Annotated in this window: 10 protein-coding genes and 2 pseudogenes; 3 read left to right on the forward strand and 9 right to left on the reverse strand. The window is 33.0% G+C overall.

The genetic code is table 11. The annotated features are described in order from the left end of the window. Nucleotides 1-49: 49 nt before the first annotated feature. The 4 genes and pseudogenes from U9M49_RS10120 to U9M49_RS10135 form a co-directional block, all read right to left on the reverse strand. On the reverse strand, nucleotides 50-1348 hold the full coding sequence (locus U9M49_RS10120) for an O-antigen ligase family protein (RefSeq protein WP_322909715.1): 1299 nt from the start codon (nucleotides 1346-1348) through the stop codon (nucleotides 50-52). 166 nt (nucleotides 1349-1514) lie between these two features. Beyond that, nucleotides 1515-4292: a glucosaminidase domain-containing protein gene (locus tag U9M49_RS10125; protein ID WP_322909716.1), complete on the reverse strand. Its 2778-nt coding sequence runs from the start codon at nucleotides 4290-4292 to the stop codon at nucleotides 1515-1517. 365 nt (nucleotides 4293-4657) lie between these two features. Continuing rightward, nucleotides 4658-5854 (reverse strand): annotated as a pseudogene (locus tag U9M49_RS10130) (CDP-glycerol glycerophosphotransferase family protein); the annotation flags it as partial. A 28-nt stretch (nucleotides 5855-5882) separates the two neighbouring features. Further along, nucleotides 5883-9209, reverse strand: coding sequence for a CDP-glycerol glycerophosphotransferase family protein (locus tag U9M49_RS10135; RefSeq protein ID WP_322909717.1), 3327 nt, complete (start codon nucleotides 9207-9209; stop codon nucleotides 5883-5885). A 426-nt stretch (nucleotides 9210-9635) separates the two neighbouring features. Between U9M49_RS10135 and tagD the strand changes: the two genes are divergently transcribed. Both tagD and U9M49_RS10145 read left to right on the forward strand, forming a co-directional pair. After that, a complete protein-coding gene (gene tagD / locus U9M49_RS10140) occupies nucleotides 9636-10034 on the forward strand; it encodes a glycerol-3-phosphate cytidylyltransferase (protein WP_307315881.1) in 399 nt (132 codons plus the stop codon). Beyond that, nucleotides 10027-11241 carry a CDP-glycerol glycerophosphotransferase family protein gene (locus U9M49_RS10145; protein ID WP_322909718.1) on the forward strand — a complete coding sequence of 405 codons (1215 nt, stop codon included), beginning with the start codon at nucleotides 10027-10029 and terminating at the stop codon, nucleotides 11239-11241. Before tagD ends, U9M49_RS10145 begins: the two co-directional genes overlap by 8 nt. A gap of 24 nt (nucleotides 11242-11265) precedes the next feature. On the opposite strand, the gene U9M49_RS10150 is transcribed toward U9M49_RS10145, so the two are convergent. Further along, complete coding sequence (locus U9M49_RS10150) at nucleotides 11266-13680, reverse strand: N-acetylmuramoyl-L-alanine amidase (protein ID WP_322909719.1); 2415 nt, start codon at nucleotides 13678-13680, stop codon at nucleotides 11266-11268. A gap of 254 nt (nucleotides 13681-13934) precedes the next feature. Here U9M49_RS10150 and U9M49_RS10155 point away from each other — a divergent pair, with 254 nt between their 5' ends. After that, nucleotides 13935-14858, forward strand: coding sequence for a LytR family transcriptional regulator (locus tag U9M49_RS10155; RefSeq protein WP_322909720.1), 924 nt, complete (start codon nucleotides 13935-13937; stop codon nucleotides 14856-14858). 52 nt (nucleotides 14859-14910) lie between these two features. Here the strand turns inward: U9M49_RS10155 and tagH (U9M49_RS10160) are convergent, their stop codons facing one another. The 4 genes and pseudogenes from tagH (U9M49_RS10160) to U9M49_RS10175 all read right to left on the reverse strand — a co-directional run bounded on the left by tagH (U9M49_RS10160) (nucleotide 14911) and on the right by U9M49_RS10175 (nucleotide 20952). Further along, nucleotides 14911-16506 (reverse strand): teichoic acids export ABC transporter ATP-binding subunit TagH, encoded by a 1596-nt coding sequence (gene tagH, locus U9M49_RS10160; protein WP_322909721.1) that lies wholly within the window; start codon nucleotides 16504-16506, stop codon nucleotides 14911-14913. A 121-nt stretch (nucleotides 16507-16627) separates the two neighbouring features. After that, nucleotides 16628-17413 (reverse strand): annotated as a pseudogene (gene tagH / locus U9M49_RS10165) (teichoic acids export ABC transporter ATP-binding subunit TagH); the annotation flags it as partial. A 14-nt stretch (nucleotides 17414-17427) separates the two neighbouring features. Beyond that, nucleotides 17428-18261, reverse strand: coding sequence for an ABC transporter permease (locus U9M49_RS10170; protein ID WP_307315892.1), 834 nt, complete (start codon nucleotides 18259-18261; stop codon nucleotides 17428-17430). Between the two features lie 165 nt (nucleotides 18262-18426). Then, the gene (locus tag U9M49_RS10175; protein WP_322909722.1) at nucleotides 18427-20952 is read right to left on the reverse strand and encodes a glycosyltransferase; all 2526 of its coding nucleotides are present in this window, start codon (nucleotides 20950-20952) and stop codon (nucleotides 18427-18429) included. Nucleotides 20953-20978: the final 26 nt, after the last annotated feature.

Here is a 20978-nt window from a genome sequence, read left to right on the forward strand (position 1 = left end):
ACGTTTGTTTAAAAATTGCGTTCATTCGAAATGTGCAGCTTGAGAATTCTTAGTTCATAGAATTCTCAAGCTGCACGTATTGGATTCCACAGGCTAGCCAAGCCATTAGTACAGCTAAATAAATACTCACACCAGGCGCTGTTAATACATGACCAGCGATAAAAGCGATACCAAGACCTAGAGCTATTCCAGTGAGTACTAAAATGACCTCTAAGTCCATCATTCGTTTCATATTTTGAAATGCTTGTTTAATCAATTGCCAAAGCATATAGACAAAGGGCAGCAAATATAAGCTAAACCCTATCATTCCTAATGAATAGAATAAATCTAAAAAATCCATCTCAATCGTTTTAGCTTCATCCGTAAAGTTGCCACCATAACCCATGCCAAAAAGCTTTTGCATCCAAGGCGCCTCTTGAAAATAAGCTTGATACTCTTCCCAGTAAGTTTTCCTGCCGCTATAGACAATGTTATCCTTTTGTTCACTTGTTATCACTTGTGTTTTCCCTTCTTCTTTTGAAACACCAAGCCAATCAAGCTGTAGCTCCATGTTATGGGCAACTGGAGTATATGGTGTCATAAGAATAAAAACAACAAACAAAATGCCAAGTGTAACTAATTTAGTTCTTTGTATGTATTCTCTTTTTACCAAACGAAGAACAATAGAGGTACCAATGCTGATAAGCAATGTAATCAAAATCGCCCCATAACCCACTTTCGTCCCTAAAGCCAGCAACCCATACATAACCGTGAGTAATCCTACCATTAACCACCACGAACCTTTTAAGGCAAAATATAGTACAACCGGTAACCCCATAGCCAAAATGGCACCAATCTCATTGCCAGCATAAAACCAGCCAACATGACCACTCTTCCAATAATCATAACTAGGAAACGCAGTATCAGAAAGCCCCGCCACCGTCATCATCGCCCCAGTCAAAATCACAGCTATCATCAAATAATAGAGCGGAGAAATCCTAAACCCTCTGCGAAAAACCACTAGAAAGAATAGAAAACAGACAACAAAATAAACATTTTTCAATAACCATTTCAGCTCAGTTCCCCACATAAAAACAGGTTTCATCGTAAACTGAACCCCAATCGAAATCACAATAAACAAGCCAAATAACAACAGATAGCCTAAAATCACGGGTTTTCTTACATATGATGTAAATAATAAGTAAACACATATAAATAATAAGAAACAAAAACGCATCGCTAAACCAAGCGTAAATGCCTGATCATTCAAACGAATAGACAAAGATGTAAGCACATCAATAATTGGCTGTAATAACAAAAAAAGCATACTCAGCCACAACACCTTATTTCTCTTTTCAGTCTTCAGCATAAATAAACAACCTCTTTGGTGGAATTTGTATGGTTTTAGTATGTGAGGAAATTGGGAATTTACTATAAGAGGTGCAAAATATGTTCATTAGATTTTCCCGTACTATTTTAGAAAAGAGAAACATGTAAACACAAAAAAACCGAGGGTATTCCCCTCGGTATAGTCATTATTTAAATTGCTGTAGTAAATCATAAGAAGAAGTATAAACTTTTGCTTGTTTTGCATTTGTAAAGGTTAAATAGTCACCGTAAATCCAACCTTGTTTACCATTAACTGAAATGCGATACCAAGTTGTATCATATGGATAACTGCCATTAGTTTTTACATCCGTGTTATATCCTAATACAATCACTTCAGTTGAAACTTTTAATGTGCCAATGACATTACTATTATTATTAACATAAGGGAACGATCTCCAATTCGCATTGGTGTTGATTGTTGCCTTCGTACCAGCCGGCATGTTTTTAACAACATCTGATGGATATGGCTTGCCTGCTGGAATATCCCTACTCCAATTACCTGATGGTGCAGGACCATTGCTCGTTACAACATTTGTAGACGAGTAGTACTTAGCGTCATACGGCTGTAAATCTTCCATTAACCGAGCAATTTTATTTTGCCAATCTTTATCCGTTGCATATTTTACATTCATGCCAATTAAGTCTGGTCCATTGTACCATTTACCATTAGGAGTTAAATAATCGGATTTCACTTGGTACGCTACATTACTAATACTATCTTCTACACTATCAAAATAGTAACCGCAAGTGAATGGACAAACATCATACGCCCCGTATCCATATAAGTTATTTTTATAATCGAACAAGTTGGATTGCTTTCCCCAACCAGTCTCTAAAATTGTATGCGCTACTAAGTAAGTTGCGTTTACCCCATATTTATTTTGAACATTAATAAATTCTTGGGCATAATCCTTTAACTTACTATCCCCATGACCTTTGCGATCAAATAAAGCTTTGATTTCCTGTACAGTCAGCTTTGCAGGTTTTCTTAAGTCAAGATTGAGATAACCTGGTTTTTCTGTACTGAGGTCATCTTTGTGGATGTAGCCTGTTACCCAATTTCCGTTTACAGAAACAGTAGCCCTGTACCATTCTGAAGTAAATGGATAAACTTTTAGTAAATCACCTTGTTTGTATTTTTTAATTGCACTAGAAGATTTTGACGCAATGTTATATACGTTCAAAGTGTCTGGCACTGCATATAATCGTACATCCTTCGAGGATTGCGAAGCATTTTCTACATGACTAGCTGCAATATAACCTGTTTGTTTTTTCCCATTCACATAGACTGTTGCCTTATACCAACCACTAATAAAGGATTCATATTTCAATATGCTACCGATCTTATATGATTTCCATGTACCGGAAGTTACATTCGCCATTTTATAAATAGGAGTAGATGATTTCAATGCCACCCCTTGATAAGTAGCAGGGTTTTTTACAGGGATTTCCACATCAGAGGCATGGATATATCCTGTTTGTGGCTTGCCACCAATATAAACAGTAGCCTTATACCACCCTGTAATAAATGTCTCAAATTTTAATAATGTTCCTTTAGCATATGACTTATGGGAACCAGAGCTTCTAGAAGCACTTTTATACACATTAACAGAATCTTTCGATGCTACGCCATGTAATGTTTCTGGATTAGTTGTAGGTAAGGAAACATCTGAAGACTTTATGTACCCAGTGGTTGCTTTACCATTAATATAGACCGTGGCAGAATACCATCCAGAAATAAAACTTTGGAACTTCAAGATACTACCTTGTGAATAGGTTTTTAAAGTTTTAGAACTTGTAGTTACTTGTTGATAAACTTTTGTTGGTGATTGTAAACCTACACCCTGATAAGTATTTGGCTGAGAAGTAATATTTTCTACATCACCTTTGTATATATAACCCGTTTGCCATTTTCCATTTACAGAAACGGTAGCCTCATACCAACTTGAAGTTAGGGTAGTATACTTCAAGACGCTTCCAGTATTATATGATCTTAGTACACTTGCATTTTTTGATGCCTTAGAATAAACCTTTGTAGTTGTAGTTGCTACTCCTCGAAGTGTTTTCTTATCTTGAATGTTCTCTACGTCTGTCTTTTTAATGAAACCGTCGCGCCACTTTCCATTTACTGATACAACCGCTTTATACCAATCGTTATTATAAGCTTCATATTTCAGGATTGACCCTTGAGCATAATTTTTTAAAGGCTTGGCACTTTGATTAGCGCTATCATAAATTACAGTCGGGCTTTTAAGTGCAGCACCATAGAGTGTTTGACTGACAGTTGCAGCAAATGTAGACATTCTTGCTTTAGGCTCTACAACCTCTTCTTTTTCTTCTTGGCTAACTTCCAATTCTCCATCGAGATCTTCACTTGGTGTACTTTCTTCCATCTCAATAGAATCAGTTTCTTCTAAAGAGGAAGCGTTGTCCTCAGGTTCCTCTACTGTTAAATTCTCACTTTTATCTAAGTTTTCTTGTGAGTTGTTTTGAGGAACCTCATGGTCTTCAGCCACATCGATTTCTTCCGTTTCGCCCGGCTCATTCTTTGCCTCTTCATCATGATTGTTTAAATCAAATAGCCTTGCTTCGCGGAATTCATTCGCTTCCGCTTTTTCTACAATTCTACTATTCTCTATATAACCTTGTTTTGTTTCTGTTTCATCCTCAAAAGAATATTCTACAAAGGAAAAATATTGTCCCCAGTTTAATACCAATACTTCAGAATCATCTTTTATAGTAAATAAAACTTCTGATTCACTATTTTCTTCTTCGTAGACAGAAATATCACCATCAATTTCTTCAGCAAATACCATTGCCACATATGTTTCAGGTAGAGATTCCGCTTTAACAAACGAAATATTCTGTGGTATACTCTGTAAAATTAATAGCAAGACTAAAAAACTAACAAATATTTTTTTCACTACTTTTCCCCCATGTAAATCTATACTTTATCTTAGGGATACATGTAGCGGTCCTTACATAACTATCAGATTTACACTTGAAGCAAATATTTAATTTTTCAAAAAACCGGTAGCTATCATAAGAGATTTCCTCTACACGCCCACCTAATACTAAATAAAACTCTACACCTCCTAAACTCACAAAATTCACTTTACCAAAGCCATTGACTAGTAACCAGCATTACTTTTAATATCGACAATTTGTCTTATATTTTTACAATTTTTTATAGATTGCAGTTCTTTTGACGCGTATTTATTCCTACACAAGCAACAAAAAAAACGTACAAAAGGCACTTTTAAGATGCTTTTGTACGCTTAACTTTATATTAAACATTTTCCACTTTTCCAAAGACTGTTTCTACAACTTTCTTGCTTGATTTTCCTTCTTCAAGAGAACAAAACCTGTTATAAAATTCATCAAAATATAGTGGAAGCTTAAAATTATTCTTCTCTAATAATTTAATTTCTTCGATTAATTGTTCTGTTTCTTTCACTAATGGTCCAGGCGCATACTTCTCAAAATCAAAGTAAAAACCTCTTAATTGATCACGATAACTCTCTATATCATAAACATAAAATAACATAGGTCTTCTTAGATTGGCATAGTCAAAGAACACAGATGAATAATCAGTAATCAACAAATCAGAGATTAAATATAATTCCCTTATATCTTCATAAGTTGATACATCATATACGAATGGTTTGTAAGAAGTTATATCTATATTTTCAGCAATCAAATAATGCATTCTTAATAGAATAACATATTCATCACCTAAGGATTCTTTCAAGCTTTGTAAATCTAACTTTAAATTGAATCTATACATCCCTACTTGATGGTATTCGTTGTCTCTCCAAGTGGGAGCATATAAGATTACCTTTTTATTCAGTGGTATGTTTAATTTTAATTTAATTCGTTTTATTGTATCTTCTTCGTTACCCAAGTTTAAAATATCGTTTCTCGGGTAACCAGATTCAATAATTTGCTTATTAAAATTGAAGGCTCTACAAAAGATTTCTGTAGAATACTGATTAGGTGAAATTAAATAATCCCACCTAGAAGATTCCTCTAAAAAGTTTCTCTTATATTTTTCTGTCGTTGTCCCAGGCATATGAACTTCATTCATATCTGCTGCCAACTTTTTCAATGGCGTACCGTGCCATGTTTGCAGATAAATTGTATTCTTGGGTTTCGGAATCCATAATGGAGTCCGGCTGTTAAAAACCCAGTATTTTGCTCTTGCCATAATTAATAACCATGAAATCGAAAATCTATTAATAGTTTGTAAATCCTTGCCTTTAAATGCTTCTTCATACCTAGGGTCAATACTCCAATACATATCATAACCCGTACTATTTATCTTTAAATACTCGTATATAGCTCTAGGATTACAACTATATTGTTTTCCCAAAAAACTTTCAAAAACGATTACATTTTTCCTTGCTGGTAACATACCAAGGACTTTAAATATTAATCGGTATACCTTCTTAATTATACCTAACTTTTTTATTTTCGAAAGCACTCTCCATCACCTTAGTACTCGTCAATACAATTTATTCACTAAAAAATTGGTTGACTATTTTATTTGAAGCATTCCCATCTTCTAAAGAACAGTACTTATCTTTAAACTGTTGATATTTATTACTGTACTTTAGATGTACATTTTGAATTTCTTTAACTGACTGGACAATATCCTCAGTATTATACAGAAAAGGACCAGGTGCTTCTTTTTCAAAATCCATATAAAACCCTCGAACGTCATTCTTATATTCTTCAAAATCATATGTGAAAAACAAAAGTGGTTTTCCTGTATTAGCATAATCAAACATAACTGAGGAGTAATCTGTCATTAATATATCACTGATCAAATATAGCTCCTGAATTTCTGGATAGTTCGATACATTGTATACAAACTCTCTTAGTTCACTAGGTATTGTTAGTTTATTACTAATGACGACGTGCATCCTAACTAAAAGAATGTACTCATCTCCTAATTCTTGCTTCATTCTATTCAAATCCATATTTAGTTCAAACATAAATTTATTCGTACCTTGTGTTACATTATCCCTAAATGTTGGAGCGTATAAAATAATTTTCTTATCGTTAGGGATATTTAGTTGTCTCTTAATAGTAGCAATTTTCTTCTCATTACTATCCTTATAAAAAATGTCATTTCTAGGGTATCCTATTTCTAATACCTCTCCTTCATACTTAAATGCGCTTCTAAATGCATTTGTCGCATATTGACTAGGTGAAATTAGATAATCCCAATTCTTCGTGGCACTATGAACTCTTTCTAGATAAGTATCATCCCTACCTTGAATTGTCTCTATATCAAATAACATTCGCTTCAAAGGTGTGCCGTGCCATGTTTGAATATAAATAGTATCAGTTCTTTTCTTAATATATGTCGGGAAGTTTTGATTATTAATCCAATACTTAGCTCGAGCTAAGTAATAATAATACCTAATACTTAACCTTTTAACCTTTATTGTAGAAGGGTCCATGAAACGTTTGTTCTTATTGTATATCCATACAGTTTTATATTTTTTATCTCTCTTGACTAACTCTTCATAGATATACCTTGGACTATCAGCATATTGCTTCCCTAAACCACTTTCAAAAATTATTAACTTTTCATCGATTGGTAAGACAAGCTTCATTATTTTATATAAAACTTTTACAATCGGGAAATATAAACTTCCTTTTCTAAACCTTTTATATATGGCTCTAATATATTCACTTCCATATAATATTTCCTTTACAGACTTTCTTTTATGCTTCAACTTTTCAGTTGCTTTATAAATTCTTTCACAAGATTTTTCATCTTTGTATTTCAAGAATTTTTTTGCTCTTATAATATTTTCTGGTTTAGTTTTAAAATCCTTTTCAGCATACAGTTCTAACGTTTTTAAAATTTCCTCATGATCATATAAAATATCTCCAGGTAAATCATTATCTAAATCAAGATGTGATGGCCTCTTACCAATAAACCTATTTCTATCGAATTGATAGTAAATAATTGGTTTTTCTAAAAAGCTAAAATCAAATGCAACACTTGAATAATCGGTTATCATCAAGGAACTTTCTTTTAAAAGATCTTGGACATCAACTTCCCCTTGTGTAACTATCTTAATAGGGCTATCGTTAAAAAACGATGAAAATCTTTGCATATTGGGGTGTAGACATAAAACTATATCAAAATTATATTTTTTTGATAGTTCATGGAGCTTTGGATGATTAACAAGTTGTTTATATCTAGCGAAATACTCACTTTCGAAAAAAACTTCGTCATTAACAATCCACTCTCGCCACGTAGGTATAATTAATAACTGCCTTTTTACTTTAGTTTTATTATCAAATAAGCTATCAAATCTAGAAAGACCAGTAACTGCTACAGTATCTGGTGAATAACCAAAGTCTTGTACAATTATATTTTTTTCATAATCTGAACTAACGATAAACATGTCTGTATCAAAACTTGGAGAATTTACTCCATAGAAATGTTTTGTGTTTTTAGTTCCTATAACACCATGTTGGAGAAATACTTTTTTAGCTTTAACCAATTTCTTAAACTTTTCAGTTCTCATTGGGAATAAATAATCTGCATGATGAGAACCCAATATTTTTGATGCCATAAGAGTATACAATATATGTTTTTTAGATCCATATATTAGAATGTTCCCTAATGATTCTACATTCCTTCTCTCAGGAGAATCCTCTTCTATAACATAATATACATTCTTATTTGGATGGTTTTCTCTCATATATTTAAAAAAACGATATCCTGTATCCTGAGCTTTATATGGACGTTCACCAACAATCCAAATATCCTTTCTTTTATAGAAAGGTCTTAATAACCATGCAAAATTTACCACATTATTCAAATAACCAAAGATATCTTCCTTAAACTTATTTACTTGCAAAGATAAATTAAAATGCTTGATGGTAAAATATGGGGTCAACACTAGAACATTGTTACCCTCTTTAAAATTAACTTCTTTAGAATATCTCTTAACTTTTCTATTTGGACGCCCTAACCTAACAGTTTTAGCTTCAATTTTATTTCCAAAATCGATTTCAAAAAAGAAATCAAATATATCTTCTACAACTAAATCCATACCCTTATAATTATTAAATTCAATGGAAGCATAAAAATCGTATAAATGTCTCCCACTTGAATTATAGGATTTTTCATTGTTTATTTTTATATCGACTGGTATATTTATTTTATTTCCAGACTCTCTTCCAGAAAGTAACAATGAAGCACTTTTCACTTCCATATACTTAGTGTTTAAAGTACCTTCTAAGCTAAATACATCACTATTAGATTCAATTTTAGTCAATTTCACAATAGGCTTTATAGATATTTCACTGTCTACTGCCATTGATAATATTTTTGATTTATTGATATATAATTGCATGGAGGAATCTGTGTCTTCTACCTTTTGTAGCCCAGTACAAATGGTTTCTAGATATTTACCTATTGGGCTCAAATATTCTATAAATTGTTGATTACCTTCGACGATTTCTTCAAACTCATGTTTACTTATTTTTTCAAAGCGTTTTTCACTTAATTGCTCTCTCGGAACCCTTATTAGAAAGAAAAAATCATATATTCCTTCTGTTAGTGATTCTTTATATTGAAATAAGTTAAATTCAAATGAGAATATGTTGGTTGCTTTCATTTCTGCTAATTTGCAACTAAAATCCCTCTCCCTAGACTTCACCCAAACTTCTTTCACAGTATAACCATTCAATAATTCACCGGTTATCGTAATATTCATCATACTATCTTGAATAATATTTAATTTCTTTTTAAATCCATTATTTTTTCCTTTCTTAGAAAAGAATACTTTTTTTAGACGTTTAAAAGCCATGATTGTTATTCTCCACCTTATATTTCCAAATTGAATTTTATGTTATTTTCTTGTTTTAAACGTTCACTTTAAACCTCTCTACAATTATCACAAATTTAATAACGTTGTCAATAAAACCTTTAATCATACGATATATGTACTATCTATTGTAACCTTTTTTAAACAATGTATTTAAAAAACTAATTACGTACAAATAACATTTCTTACATTATGATAAAAATAACCTTGAATTTTAGCTTTATGACTTAAATTGATATATAATACTTACATAAGGTGAATTGTTGGAGGAATTAGCCATAATAACCAACTTTCTAACTTGATAAGACTATCAATTTGTTTTAAAATTGAACTATTGATTTTTACAAAAAACGACATTTACCAACGAAATTATAAATTTTACTAAACCTATTCTAGGAGGTTTTTCGTATGAAAAAGGTATTAACATATGGCACTTTTGATTTATTGCACTGGGGCCATATTAATCTATTAAAAAGAGCAAAGGACCTTGGAGATCATTTAACAGTTGCTATTTCTTCTGACGAATTTAACAAAATTAAAGGTAAAGAAGCTTACCACAGTTTTGAAAACAGAAAAATGATTCTAGAATCTATTCGTTATGTAGATAAGGTCATTGCTGAAGATAACTGGGATCAAAAAGTTCAAGATGTAATTAATAACGATATTGATGTTTTTGTTATGGGCGATGATTGGGAAGGAAAATTTGATTTTTTGGAAGAATATTGTGAAGTAGTATACTTGCCTCGAACAGTAGGTATTTCTACATCTAAAATTAAAAACGATCTTTTCGAAGTACAAAATGGCTAGAGAAATAGCTATAAATATCTACTTATTCTTTTTTGGAATGGTCTTTAAATTTTTTAATATTCTTTTTCCAAGTAAGGATAAAGTTGTTCATGTAGTTTCTTTTTCTGAGAATAGCATAAATATATATAAAGAATGGAAGCGACAAGAGCAATCTTGTCGCACTATTTTTTTATTGACGAAAAGTTCATTAACATCTGAATTCAATGCTATTAAACAAGATGATGATCAAATTTTACAATTCACCCCATCATCACCCATCGCCTTTTTAGAAGGCTTGTTTCATCTGGCAACGACAAAAATTGTTTTAGTCGATAATTACTATGGTTTTTTAGCAAATATTCGATTTAAAACAGAGGTGAAGTGTTACCAACTTTGGCATGCGAATGGAGCGATTAAACGTTTCGGATTGAAGGATCCTTCAAATAAAAAAAGAAGTAAACAAGCATTAATACGTTTTCAAAAAGTATATAAACAGTTCCACCAAGTCATTGTTGGATCGGATAAAATGAAGGAAATTTTTAAAGAAGCGTTTAACCTAAACGAAAATCACTTCCTACCTATTGGGATACCAAGAACAGATGTGTTTTTTCACGAAGAAAGTATTTATAAGAAAAAAGAGCGATTACTGCAACAATATCCTGAACTGCGTACCAAGAAATTAATACTATATGCCCCTACATTTAGGGATGAGAACTTAGAGACTTATGAGCTCAAAATTGACTTAGAACTATTGTATCAAGATCTAAGAGATTCCGATTACCTCATACTTTTAAAGCTTCATCCAGCAATCAGAAATACAGTAACTATCGATGACAGTATGAAAGATTTTGTTTATGATTTCTCTCACTTTGCTAACACCAATGAATTACTTTTCATAACAGATATTTTAGTAACAGATTATTCTTCTATTCCATTTGAATTTTCATTACTGAATAAACCTATGATTTTTTATCCATATGATTTAAATCATTATAAAGAAAGTAGAGGGTTTTGGACCGAATATAAAGAACTTGTACCCGGTCCCGTTGTTTCTTCCACTAATGAGCTAATTGAAGTCATTCGTCAGCAAAGTTTTGATTACCATTTAATAAATACATTTAATCATGAGTGGAATACTAATAATGACGGTAAAGCGAGTTATCGATTCGTGAAATATTTACAAGCAGACTTACATTCTGAACATAAAAAAGTAGAGCGTAACCAATAGTTACGCTCTTCCTTTATACTTATTTTAATTAAAGTATTGATTCAAACCGTTATAAATTCCTTTAGCTGCTTTTTTCTGATAAGCTGCTTTCGTAACAACATCATATTCTTCAGGGTTTGAAAGAAATCCTAACTCTACTAAGACTGCCACATTTTGATTCTCACGAATGACATGGAAGTTCCCATTATTTTTAACCCCACGATCTCGTAACCCTGTTTCAGCGACAACGCCATCTTGAATCAATTGGGCTAGCTCTCGTTCATTCTCATTAGAAGGTAAATAATAGGTTTCAATTCCATTAGGACTAGGGTCTGGATTTGAATTATAGTGAATGCTAATGAAAGCATCTGCACTATATTGATGGCTAATTTCTACACGTTCAGCTAATGTTAAATATACATCAGTAGACCGAGTCATGATTACCTCAGCTCCTGCGGCATTTAAATAAGAACGCAGATAATTAGCGGTGTTAAGATTCAAGTCTTTTTCTATGCCCATTGCCCCTGGGTCATGACCACCATGTCCAGGATCAAGCACAATAACTTTTCCTTGTAATCCTTTTTCCATCGTATTCGTTTTAATATAACCAGTATGAGCTTTTCCATTTACAATCACAGTCACTTCATACCAATTCGATGTAAAGGTTTTATATTTAATTTTGGAACCTTTACTATAAGTTTTCAAGACACTAGACGTATTAGAGGCCTTTGTATAAACTGTCACTTTTGATTGTGCTGTACCTGTTAATGTTTGTTGTGGGTTTTTACTATTTTCAACATCTTTTTTATTGATATAACCTGTTGTTGCTTTTCCATTTACATAAACAGTTGCTTCGTACCAGTTGTCAGTATACGAACGATACTTAAGGATGGACCCAGAGCCATAGCTTTTCAGCACATTAGCTGAAGTTGATTCGTCTGCATATACCTTTGTTGGCGAGGCCAAAGCCACTCCTCTATAATCAGTTCTAGCTGCATCCTCGTCAATAGTTGCGCTTTTTTGAATATAGCCTGTTGTTGCTTTTCCATTTACATAGACAGTTGCTTCATACCAATTCTTCGTGAAGGTTTTATATTTAAGGGTACTACCTTCATTATAGCTTTTTAGGATACTTGAGCTTGTTGAAGTACTGCTATATACATTGACACGTTTTTTAGCAATGCCACTGAGTGTCTCTTGCTTCGCATCACTATTGATTACATCACTTTTATGAATATAACCCGTAGTCGCTTTTCCATTCACATAGACAGTCGCTTCATACCAATTCTCAGTATGTGTTCTGTATTTTACACTTGTACCTTCATTATAGCTTTTCAACACATTAGATGATTTTGATAATCCGCTATACACATTGAGTTTTTCATTTTTCACCACACCATTTAACGTAGATTGTGGTGTGTTTTCTGGAATCACATCATCTTCATGAATGAAGCCATATTGCCATTTACCATTTACATAAACTCTCGCTTCATTCCATTGAGCAGAATATGTTTGGTACACAACCGTATGCCCTTCCTTATAACTCTTTAAGACATTCGAGTTTTTAGACGGTGTAGCATAAACATGTAGATTCTCGTTATAAACGATTCCTCTCGAACTCTCTTGCTTTTCAACAAGTAAGTCAACATCATCACTATTGATGTAACCAGCTACTGCCTTACCATTTACATAAACAGTTGCTTGTAACCATTGATTATTTGACTTTTCAAATTTAAGAATTTTACCTTGAGAGTAGCTCTTTAACACTGTAGAATTTCGACTGGATTCTGTGTAAACATTTGTGGGGTTTTTAAGTGCGACACCTTGTACAGTAACTAAAGCTTTACTCATAAGCATTCTTGATTTTACAGGTTGCTCATCACTTACTTCCTGTTCATCTGGTACCGCTTGTTGTTCTTCTTCTTTTAATTCATCTTTTTGACTTTCTTCTTCAGTGAGTTCATCCTCTTCAGTAAGATTATCTTGTCCTTCTGTTGAGTCGATAGAAGTATTCTCCTCACTTACCGCCTCTTCCTCATTAGGAGCATTCTCTTGCGGTTCTTCTGTCAAAGGGGTCTCAATCGTTTCTTCCTGTTTCTCATCACTTAGCTCTTCTTCATCAGGTTTATCTTGAACAATCGCATATTGATCAATTTCTTCATTAAGGACGTAACCAAGTACTTCATTATCTTCTTCGTCCTTTGTTTGAATATAAGAGTACTCGTCCCCTAATTCTACGATATCAAATACTGAATCTTTAATTAAATGAAATAAAATCTCGCTTTCTTGTGAATCTTCAAGATATACAGCAACTTGTTGTTCTTCATTTACAACATATGTAATTGGTTCTTGTTCAACACTTTTATTATTTATCTCATTCGCATATCCTATATTCGAAGTTAAACCGAATACTAATAAAGCAATAAGAAACATGGAAATATGTTTCTTTAGTTTAGTCATTTTCTCCTCCTCTTCTAAAGTTATGATACTTTATAACTAATTTTCCAGTAGTGCTAAATTCTACATACCCCACCATTCATATTAACATATTAAAATATGACAGTATTTATTATTTTTTTTACATTCACTTTACGAATGAGAAGAACTTTTGTCTAATACTGTCTATTTTACATTTATTTTATATCCACCGAACTAATAATTTGGTATTCTATAACATATATCGATTAAATTAACATTTATATGGAGGAAAAGAAATGCGTAGCCAACCTAAGAAAAAGAAGCCGTTATGGTTAAAAATAACTGGTTCTATTGTTCTGTTAATAGTCATTGCAGTTGGCATCTATGGGTTAATGGTCTATCGTTCTGTTTCAGGGGCTGTAGAAACGATGCATCAACCAATCAAGTATAAAACAGAGAAAAGAGAGCAGGAGCTTACACTGACTGAGAAAGAGCCATTTTCTGTTTTAATGCTCGGAGTAGATGAAAGAAGCGGAGACAAAGGGCGTTCAGATACAATCATTGTTATCACTGTTAATCCAAATGACCAATCAATGAAAATGTTAAGCATCCCAAGAGATACACGTACAGAAATTGTCGGTAAGGGCATTGATGATAAGATTAATCATGCTTATGCATTCGGCAATGAGGAAATGGCAATGGCCACGGTGGAAAACTTCCTTGATATCCCAATTGATTATTATATTAAGGTAAATATGGAAGGATTTAAAGATATTGTTGATGCGGTTGGAGGCATTACAGTTAACAGTTCCCTCGCATTTGCACAAGGGAATTCTTCCTTTACAGAAGGGACAAACACCTTAAATGGCGACGAAGCATTATCCTATGTCAGGATGAGAAAAGAAGATCCAAACGGTGACTTCGGTCGTCAAGACCGTCAGCGTCAAGTGATTCAAGGAGTCATTAAAAAAGGGATGAGCATTAACACACTCACAAACTATGATGACATCTTAGATGCGTTAGGAAAAAATGTTAGAACGAACTTGTCTTTCAACGAAATGCGTGATATCCAAAAAAATTATAAAAATGCAGTCGGAAAAATTGACCAACTAACCATATCCGGAAATGGTCAGCGTATCAATGATATTTGGTATTTAATCGTTTCGAATGAAGAGCAATTAAAAGTACAAGAAGAATTGAAATCACACTTAGATATATAAGAAAAAAAGGTCTTATTCTATCAACCTATTCGGTTAAGAATAAGACCTTTTTTTAACTTCTTTTAATCAACTGAAGTGAGCTTATTGTTCCATCTTCTACTCCTTGAAATAAGTAATCAAATTCTTCTCCATGATATAAGAAAGATTTCGTCTCTTCTAACTCCATATCTGGTTCTCCTAATTGATTAAATAAGGTATCTGTAGATGGACCATTCATATCAATAATCACACCATTGATTACTTCATCTTTGTAAATAAATTCTGTATGTTCAAGAGGTTCCTCCATCACTTGCCCTTTCCCTAAAGTATTCATAACAGTTTCTAGAGGGATATCAGGACCGACAATGCCATTTAATTTGTTCTCAATCTCTTGGTCAACAACTGTATTATTTAATCTTGCCAAAACCGTTGTACTAACCCAGCCTTCCTCATTATCATTTAGTTGGATTTTAGCCCATCCGTCTTCTTCTTCTAATACTTCATATGGAAAACCAAAAATAGCAAAGTCTATTGCTTCACTTTCCATTGTTGGCTCTTGTCTTATATTAGCACTTGAGACAGTTATATACCTAATATCTAATGATTCATCCTTTAAACCTTCTTCTATAACTTTGGGTTCTTCTGATCCTGCAGATGATTCAGTTTGGTTGTTCTTCACAGTCGGAGTCGCTGAGTGATAATTATTTATTAAAACTAGCGTGCTAACGGATAATAATATTAAGAGTGCACTTAATCCTAAAACAAATTTCCATTTTTTACGACTAGGTTTTGTACGTTTTTTTACTCTTGAACTTCGCTGAATATCACTAGAACCAATGTTAGCATTATCGGGTTCAATGTTGTCAGTATAATTATTCAACTGACTACGCCTATCTAAAATATCCTGTCTAAATTTCTTCTGTTCCTCTTTGGTTAGTGATTTAAAATCCTTTAGGAACTTTTCATACTTTGGAATAATTTCATCGATAGTCCCGTAATCTCTCACTTCTCCCGCCTCTAGCCATAATGCTTTATCACAGAACTTCTTTACCTGTGCAATACTATGACTAATAAAGAAGATGGTTTTACCTTTTTGTTTAAATTCATTCATCTTATCTAAACATTTATCAGTAAAGGTTTGGTCACCAACCGAGAGGGCTTCATCAATGACAATAATATCAGGATCAATATTTACAGAAATGGCAAAGCCTAATCGTGACTTCATACCACTAGAATAGTTTTTAACTGGTTGGTCGATAAACTTACCAATATCAGCAAAGTCAATAATCTCAGGCATCAGCTGCTTAATTTCTCTCTTATTAAACCCTAACATGAGACATTTTAATTCAATATTCTCTCGACCTGTTAATTGATTGTTAAGCCCTGATGCAATAGCAATAAGCGATGCACTACCATTAATCGTTATATTACCAGTGGTAGGAGGTACTACTCCTGTAATAAGATTGGACAGTGTAGATTTTCCAGCACCATTAATACCAATCACACCAATGACATCACCTTGGTAAGCAGTGAAGTTGATATGTTGCAATCCGTAGAAATCTTCACCGTATCCTTTAGGTACGAATATATCTAATAGTTTTTCTTTATTGTTTTGATACATTTTAAAACGCTTCGTTACATTTTCAAAATGAACTGATTCAATGGCCATATCTTTTTCCCCATTATTTATTAAATTAGTCCTTTTTACTATACCAAATTTTGCAAAGAAAAAAAGGCTAAAAATCAATTTAGCCTCACACTTCATAAACATTTATTTAATTTGTTACAAGTCCTGCTTGCTTCTTCATTGCCTTTTCTTTAAAGGCACGCTTCTCGGAAGCATTCATCGCTTTATATTCCTTTAAGAAAGCCTGATATTTTGGCATGACTTCTTTAATCGGACCAAACTCTCTCACTTCACCATACTCCAGCCAAAGTGCTTTCTCACAGAAACGATTCATTTGACCAATCGAGTGACTAATAAAGAAAATTGTTTTTCCTTTTGCTTTAAACTCATTCATCTTATCTAAGCATTTATCGGCAAATGTCTGATCACCTACTGAAAGTGCTTCATCAATCACTAATATATCCGGATCAATATTTACAGAAATAGCAAAGCCTAAACGTGATTTCATCCCACTGGAATAGCTTTTGACCGGTTGATCAATAAATTTACCTATATCAGCAAAATCAATAATTTCCGGCTCTAACTCTTTAATCTGCGCTTTACTAAAACCGAGCATCAGACATTTTAATTCGATATTTTCGCGCCCAGTCAATTGATTATTCAAACCTGAATTGACAGCAATTAATGCCGTCTTCCCATTGATGGTTACCTCCCCTGTAGTAGGTGGGATAATGCCGGCAAGGATATTGGACAGCGTAGATTTACCAGAACCATTCACTCCAATAAATCCAACAACGTCACCTTTTTCAGCTGTAAAACTAACATTTTGCAACGCGTAAAAATCTTCACCATAACTTTTCGGTAATAAAATATCTAATAACTTTTCCTTATTACCATCATACATTTTATATTTTTTTGTAATATTGTTTAAAACAACTGAATGTTCCATAATTCACATCCATCTTATAGAAAGTCTACGAAGCGATCTCTAAATTTCACATGTAAAATCGAACCAACGACAAATAATAGTATAGTAATTCCCCAGAAATAAAGGCTATATTCCCAATTCACAAATGGATACCAATTTAGACCTAAGATTGTCGCACGATATCCTTCTGCTAAGTAATAAATCGGGTTCAGCTGCATTAATGTTGGCACAATCTCAGGCTCAAGTTCATATGGTGGCCATAAAAATGGTGATACATAGATGAGAATCCTCACTACTGATTGAATAGCCATTTGAAAATCACGTACGATTGTTGAAATAGTAGAGGTGATTAGTGATAGCGCAACCAAGAATATTAAGGTCGCTAACATCATATATGGTAATTGTATATAATATACAGAAATTGGATAACCCATAAATTGGAACATAATGAGTACAATAACTAGTAACATTAAATGTTGATAAAGCTTTGCAAAAATCACATAGGTAGGTATGACACTCATTGGGAAACTCATTTTGGATACCATCTTAATTCTCGAATAAACCGATTTCGAGCCCATTGTGATCGATTGATTAATAAAGAACCAAACGACTATGCCTGATAACATCCATGAAAAATAAGGAATAGCTCCTCCATCACCCATTTGTACATCAGGTCTACCAACTGCTTTAAATATCCCATAGCCAAACACAAACCAATAAATCGCAATTTGAATCATAGGGTTGATAATTTCCCATAGAATCCCTAAATAGTTGTTTCTGTTCGCACTTTTCATTTCATAAACAGAAAGGCGTCTAACTAAATAAAAACTTTTTATTTGTTCTTTTAAAACTGTCACTACAGAACGCATGCGTTTTTCCTTTCCGTGCCTTTAATTTTCTTTTAACAATGAATTACTCTCCCCGAGAAAATATTTTATCATTGAATGATGAAATTGTCATTTTCTGTTGCGACAGAGCAAAAATAAAAAGGGAATTAAAAGATGAATAATTCCCTTACATTGCCGATAATAATATTATAATGATTTCCCTAGTACTTTACCATAAAATTGGTTTAATGCTTCTTGATTATACTGTTCGTCATGAAATGTACTTCTCTCAGGTAAACATTTTTGTCGGTAACGCTCAACAAATTGAATTAACTTTTCAGCCAATGCTTCTTGACTGTTTTCTACTAACTCACCATAGCCTTCTTTAAGGACACTTCTAACACCTGTTACATCTGTTGCTATAATCGGTTTGCCTATAATCAATGTTTCGAGTAGAACGAGTCCTTGACCCTCATAATTTGAAGAAAGAACAAAACAATCACACTGATTAATAAGAGCAAAAGGGTTAGATAATTGTCCCACCAATATAATGCGATCATTCATTTTTAGCTTCTTAATAAGAGATTGCAATGATTCTTTAAGTGGTCCTTCCCCAACGATATAAAGCTTAATATGTTGATCATATTGGTATAAAGCCCAAAATGCATGAATTAATTTTTCATGACCCTTTTCAGGTGAAAGTCTACCAACAGTGACAAAGTTCACATCTACTTCTTCAGGAGCTATGACTCCTTGAATAGTTAACTTAACAGATTCTGCTAATTGGTCCGTAACAAGATAATTATTCCCGTTCACTTCGATATAATCATATTGATTCATCAGTGTCTTCACACGGTTACTATCAACAAGATTATTAACATATGTCATTTTTTTGTGACTATCTGGTACTAACTGCTCTAAGTTTTTCATATTCGTTTCATGTGTCGATTCTGCTACTGAGATGATTCTATCATAATATTTATAAATAGAAAAAATCACTTTTAGATTCTTTTTATGTTTAAATTTTCCTTTGATTTTCTTATTAAATTCTTCCATCATATCGTTATGAAGATAAATAGATTTATTCTTTATTCGCGAAAAGGCAAATAGGAGACTCCAAAAATCATTATAACCACCAAAATTTATTGCATGATCAAATTTCACGTCTCCAACTAACCGGCGAAACTCATTATAATATAAATGTGCTGGAAGTACCTTTTCTACAATTTGTCCACTGACACCACGATTCAAGATCCATTGATGTTTATAGCTATCAAGAACTGTTCTACCGAGAACACCAGGTCGATAAATAAAATGAACATTAGGATTAGCTCTTTTAATATTTACCCATTTTTCTTCAGAACCTTTCGGATTCTCTATGACAACCACTTCGTATTTATCATAATCAATCGCATTTAATAAGGTTAAAGCAGACATCGTTATACCATTATTATAGAAAGCTCCGCAATACATAATAATTTTCTCTTTATTTGTTTCCGTTTTAATTAAATGCTTCTGTTCTTTGTCTAATAAGATTGATAACAGTCTTGAAGCAGCCTGTCCATCATCATTATAACAAAACTGTTCTTGATATTCTTTGTACTTCTCATTATATTTCTCTTGCTCTAAGTCGATATTTTTAATATGCACAATCACTTCTTCTAATTGTTGAGTGAGTGGTCCAGGTAATTGATCAATCGGGAGGTAGAATCCTCTTTCATGACTATATTGTTCAATATCATCTCCATAAAAAATGACTGAACGCCCGGTCGGCAAGAAGTCAAAAAAGATGCTAGAATAATCAGTTATTAAAATATCGACTACTGATAGCAATAAATTTGTATCCATACCATTTGGTACACATAGATCTTGTTTTTGGTTTTCCTCAAAGTACTTAAAGGTAAAATAATGAGACTTCAGTAATACAGTATAATCACTGCCTAATTCCCTCTTTAATTGGAGGACATCCTGAAGTAGTTGCTCACTCATATCTGCCTCATTCCCTACCGTCCCCCGCCACGTTGGGGCATATAAGATCACCTTAGTTCCTTTCGTTACCCCTAATTGAGATAATAGATCCTTATTCGGAGCAGCTAGCGTTCGATCGACACGAGGATAACCAATATCAGCTACCCTTCCTGGATAGATTTCATAAATATCATGAGAAGACAATAGTTTTTCATATGTAAACTGATTAGGACTAACCAATATATCCGTTTGCAATAAATTCCGCTGGATATTCATATGATCAGTCATGCCCGCTTGTTTAATATCTCTTCCCAACGTCTTTAGAGGTGTCCCATGCCATGTATTTACATATACCTGACCTTCTCGTTTAATGAAATAATAAGGAAAGGACGTATTATTAATTAGATATTTGGCAGTAGCTAAGTATCTTAAATAAAGATCATTATCTACTGCCACAAATTTTATATTTTTTCTTTTTGGTAATGCGTCTACAAAAGAATCTTTTTCATTCACCACTATAATATGAAGAAACTGATCGAAATCAGTTCTTTTTTCAAACGCTAAAAAAATAGCTAATGGATTACACGTAAAACTCTTACCATGATATGCCTCATACAAAATCACTCGATCTTCCACTTTTAAATGATTCACATAATAATTATACTTCGCGCGAATCTTAAACCGTTCATTCTTAATATAATCACGTATAGGTTGTTTAATAAAAGGAACTTTGCGACTGAAGTATTTCATTAGATTACCTGCCAAATTGATCTGCTCCTCTTTCATTGAAA

Origin of the sequence: Cytobacillus sp. OWB-43, assembly GCF_034651445.1 — a bacterium.
Taxonomy (GTDB): domain Bacteria; phylum Bacillota; class Bacilli; order Bacillales; family Cytobacillaceae; genus Cytobacillus; species Cytobacillus kochii.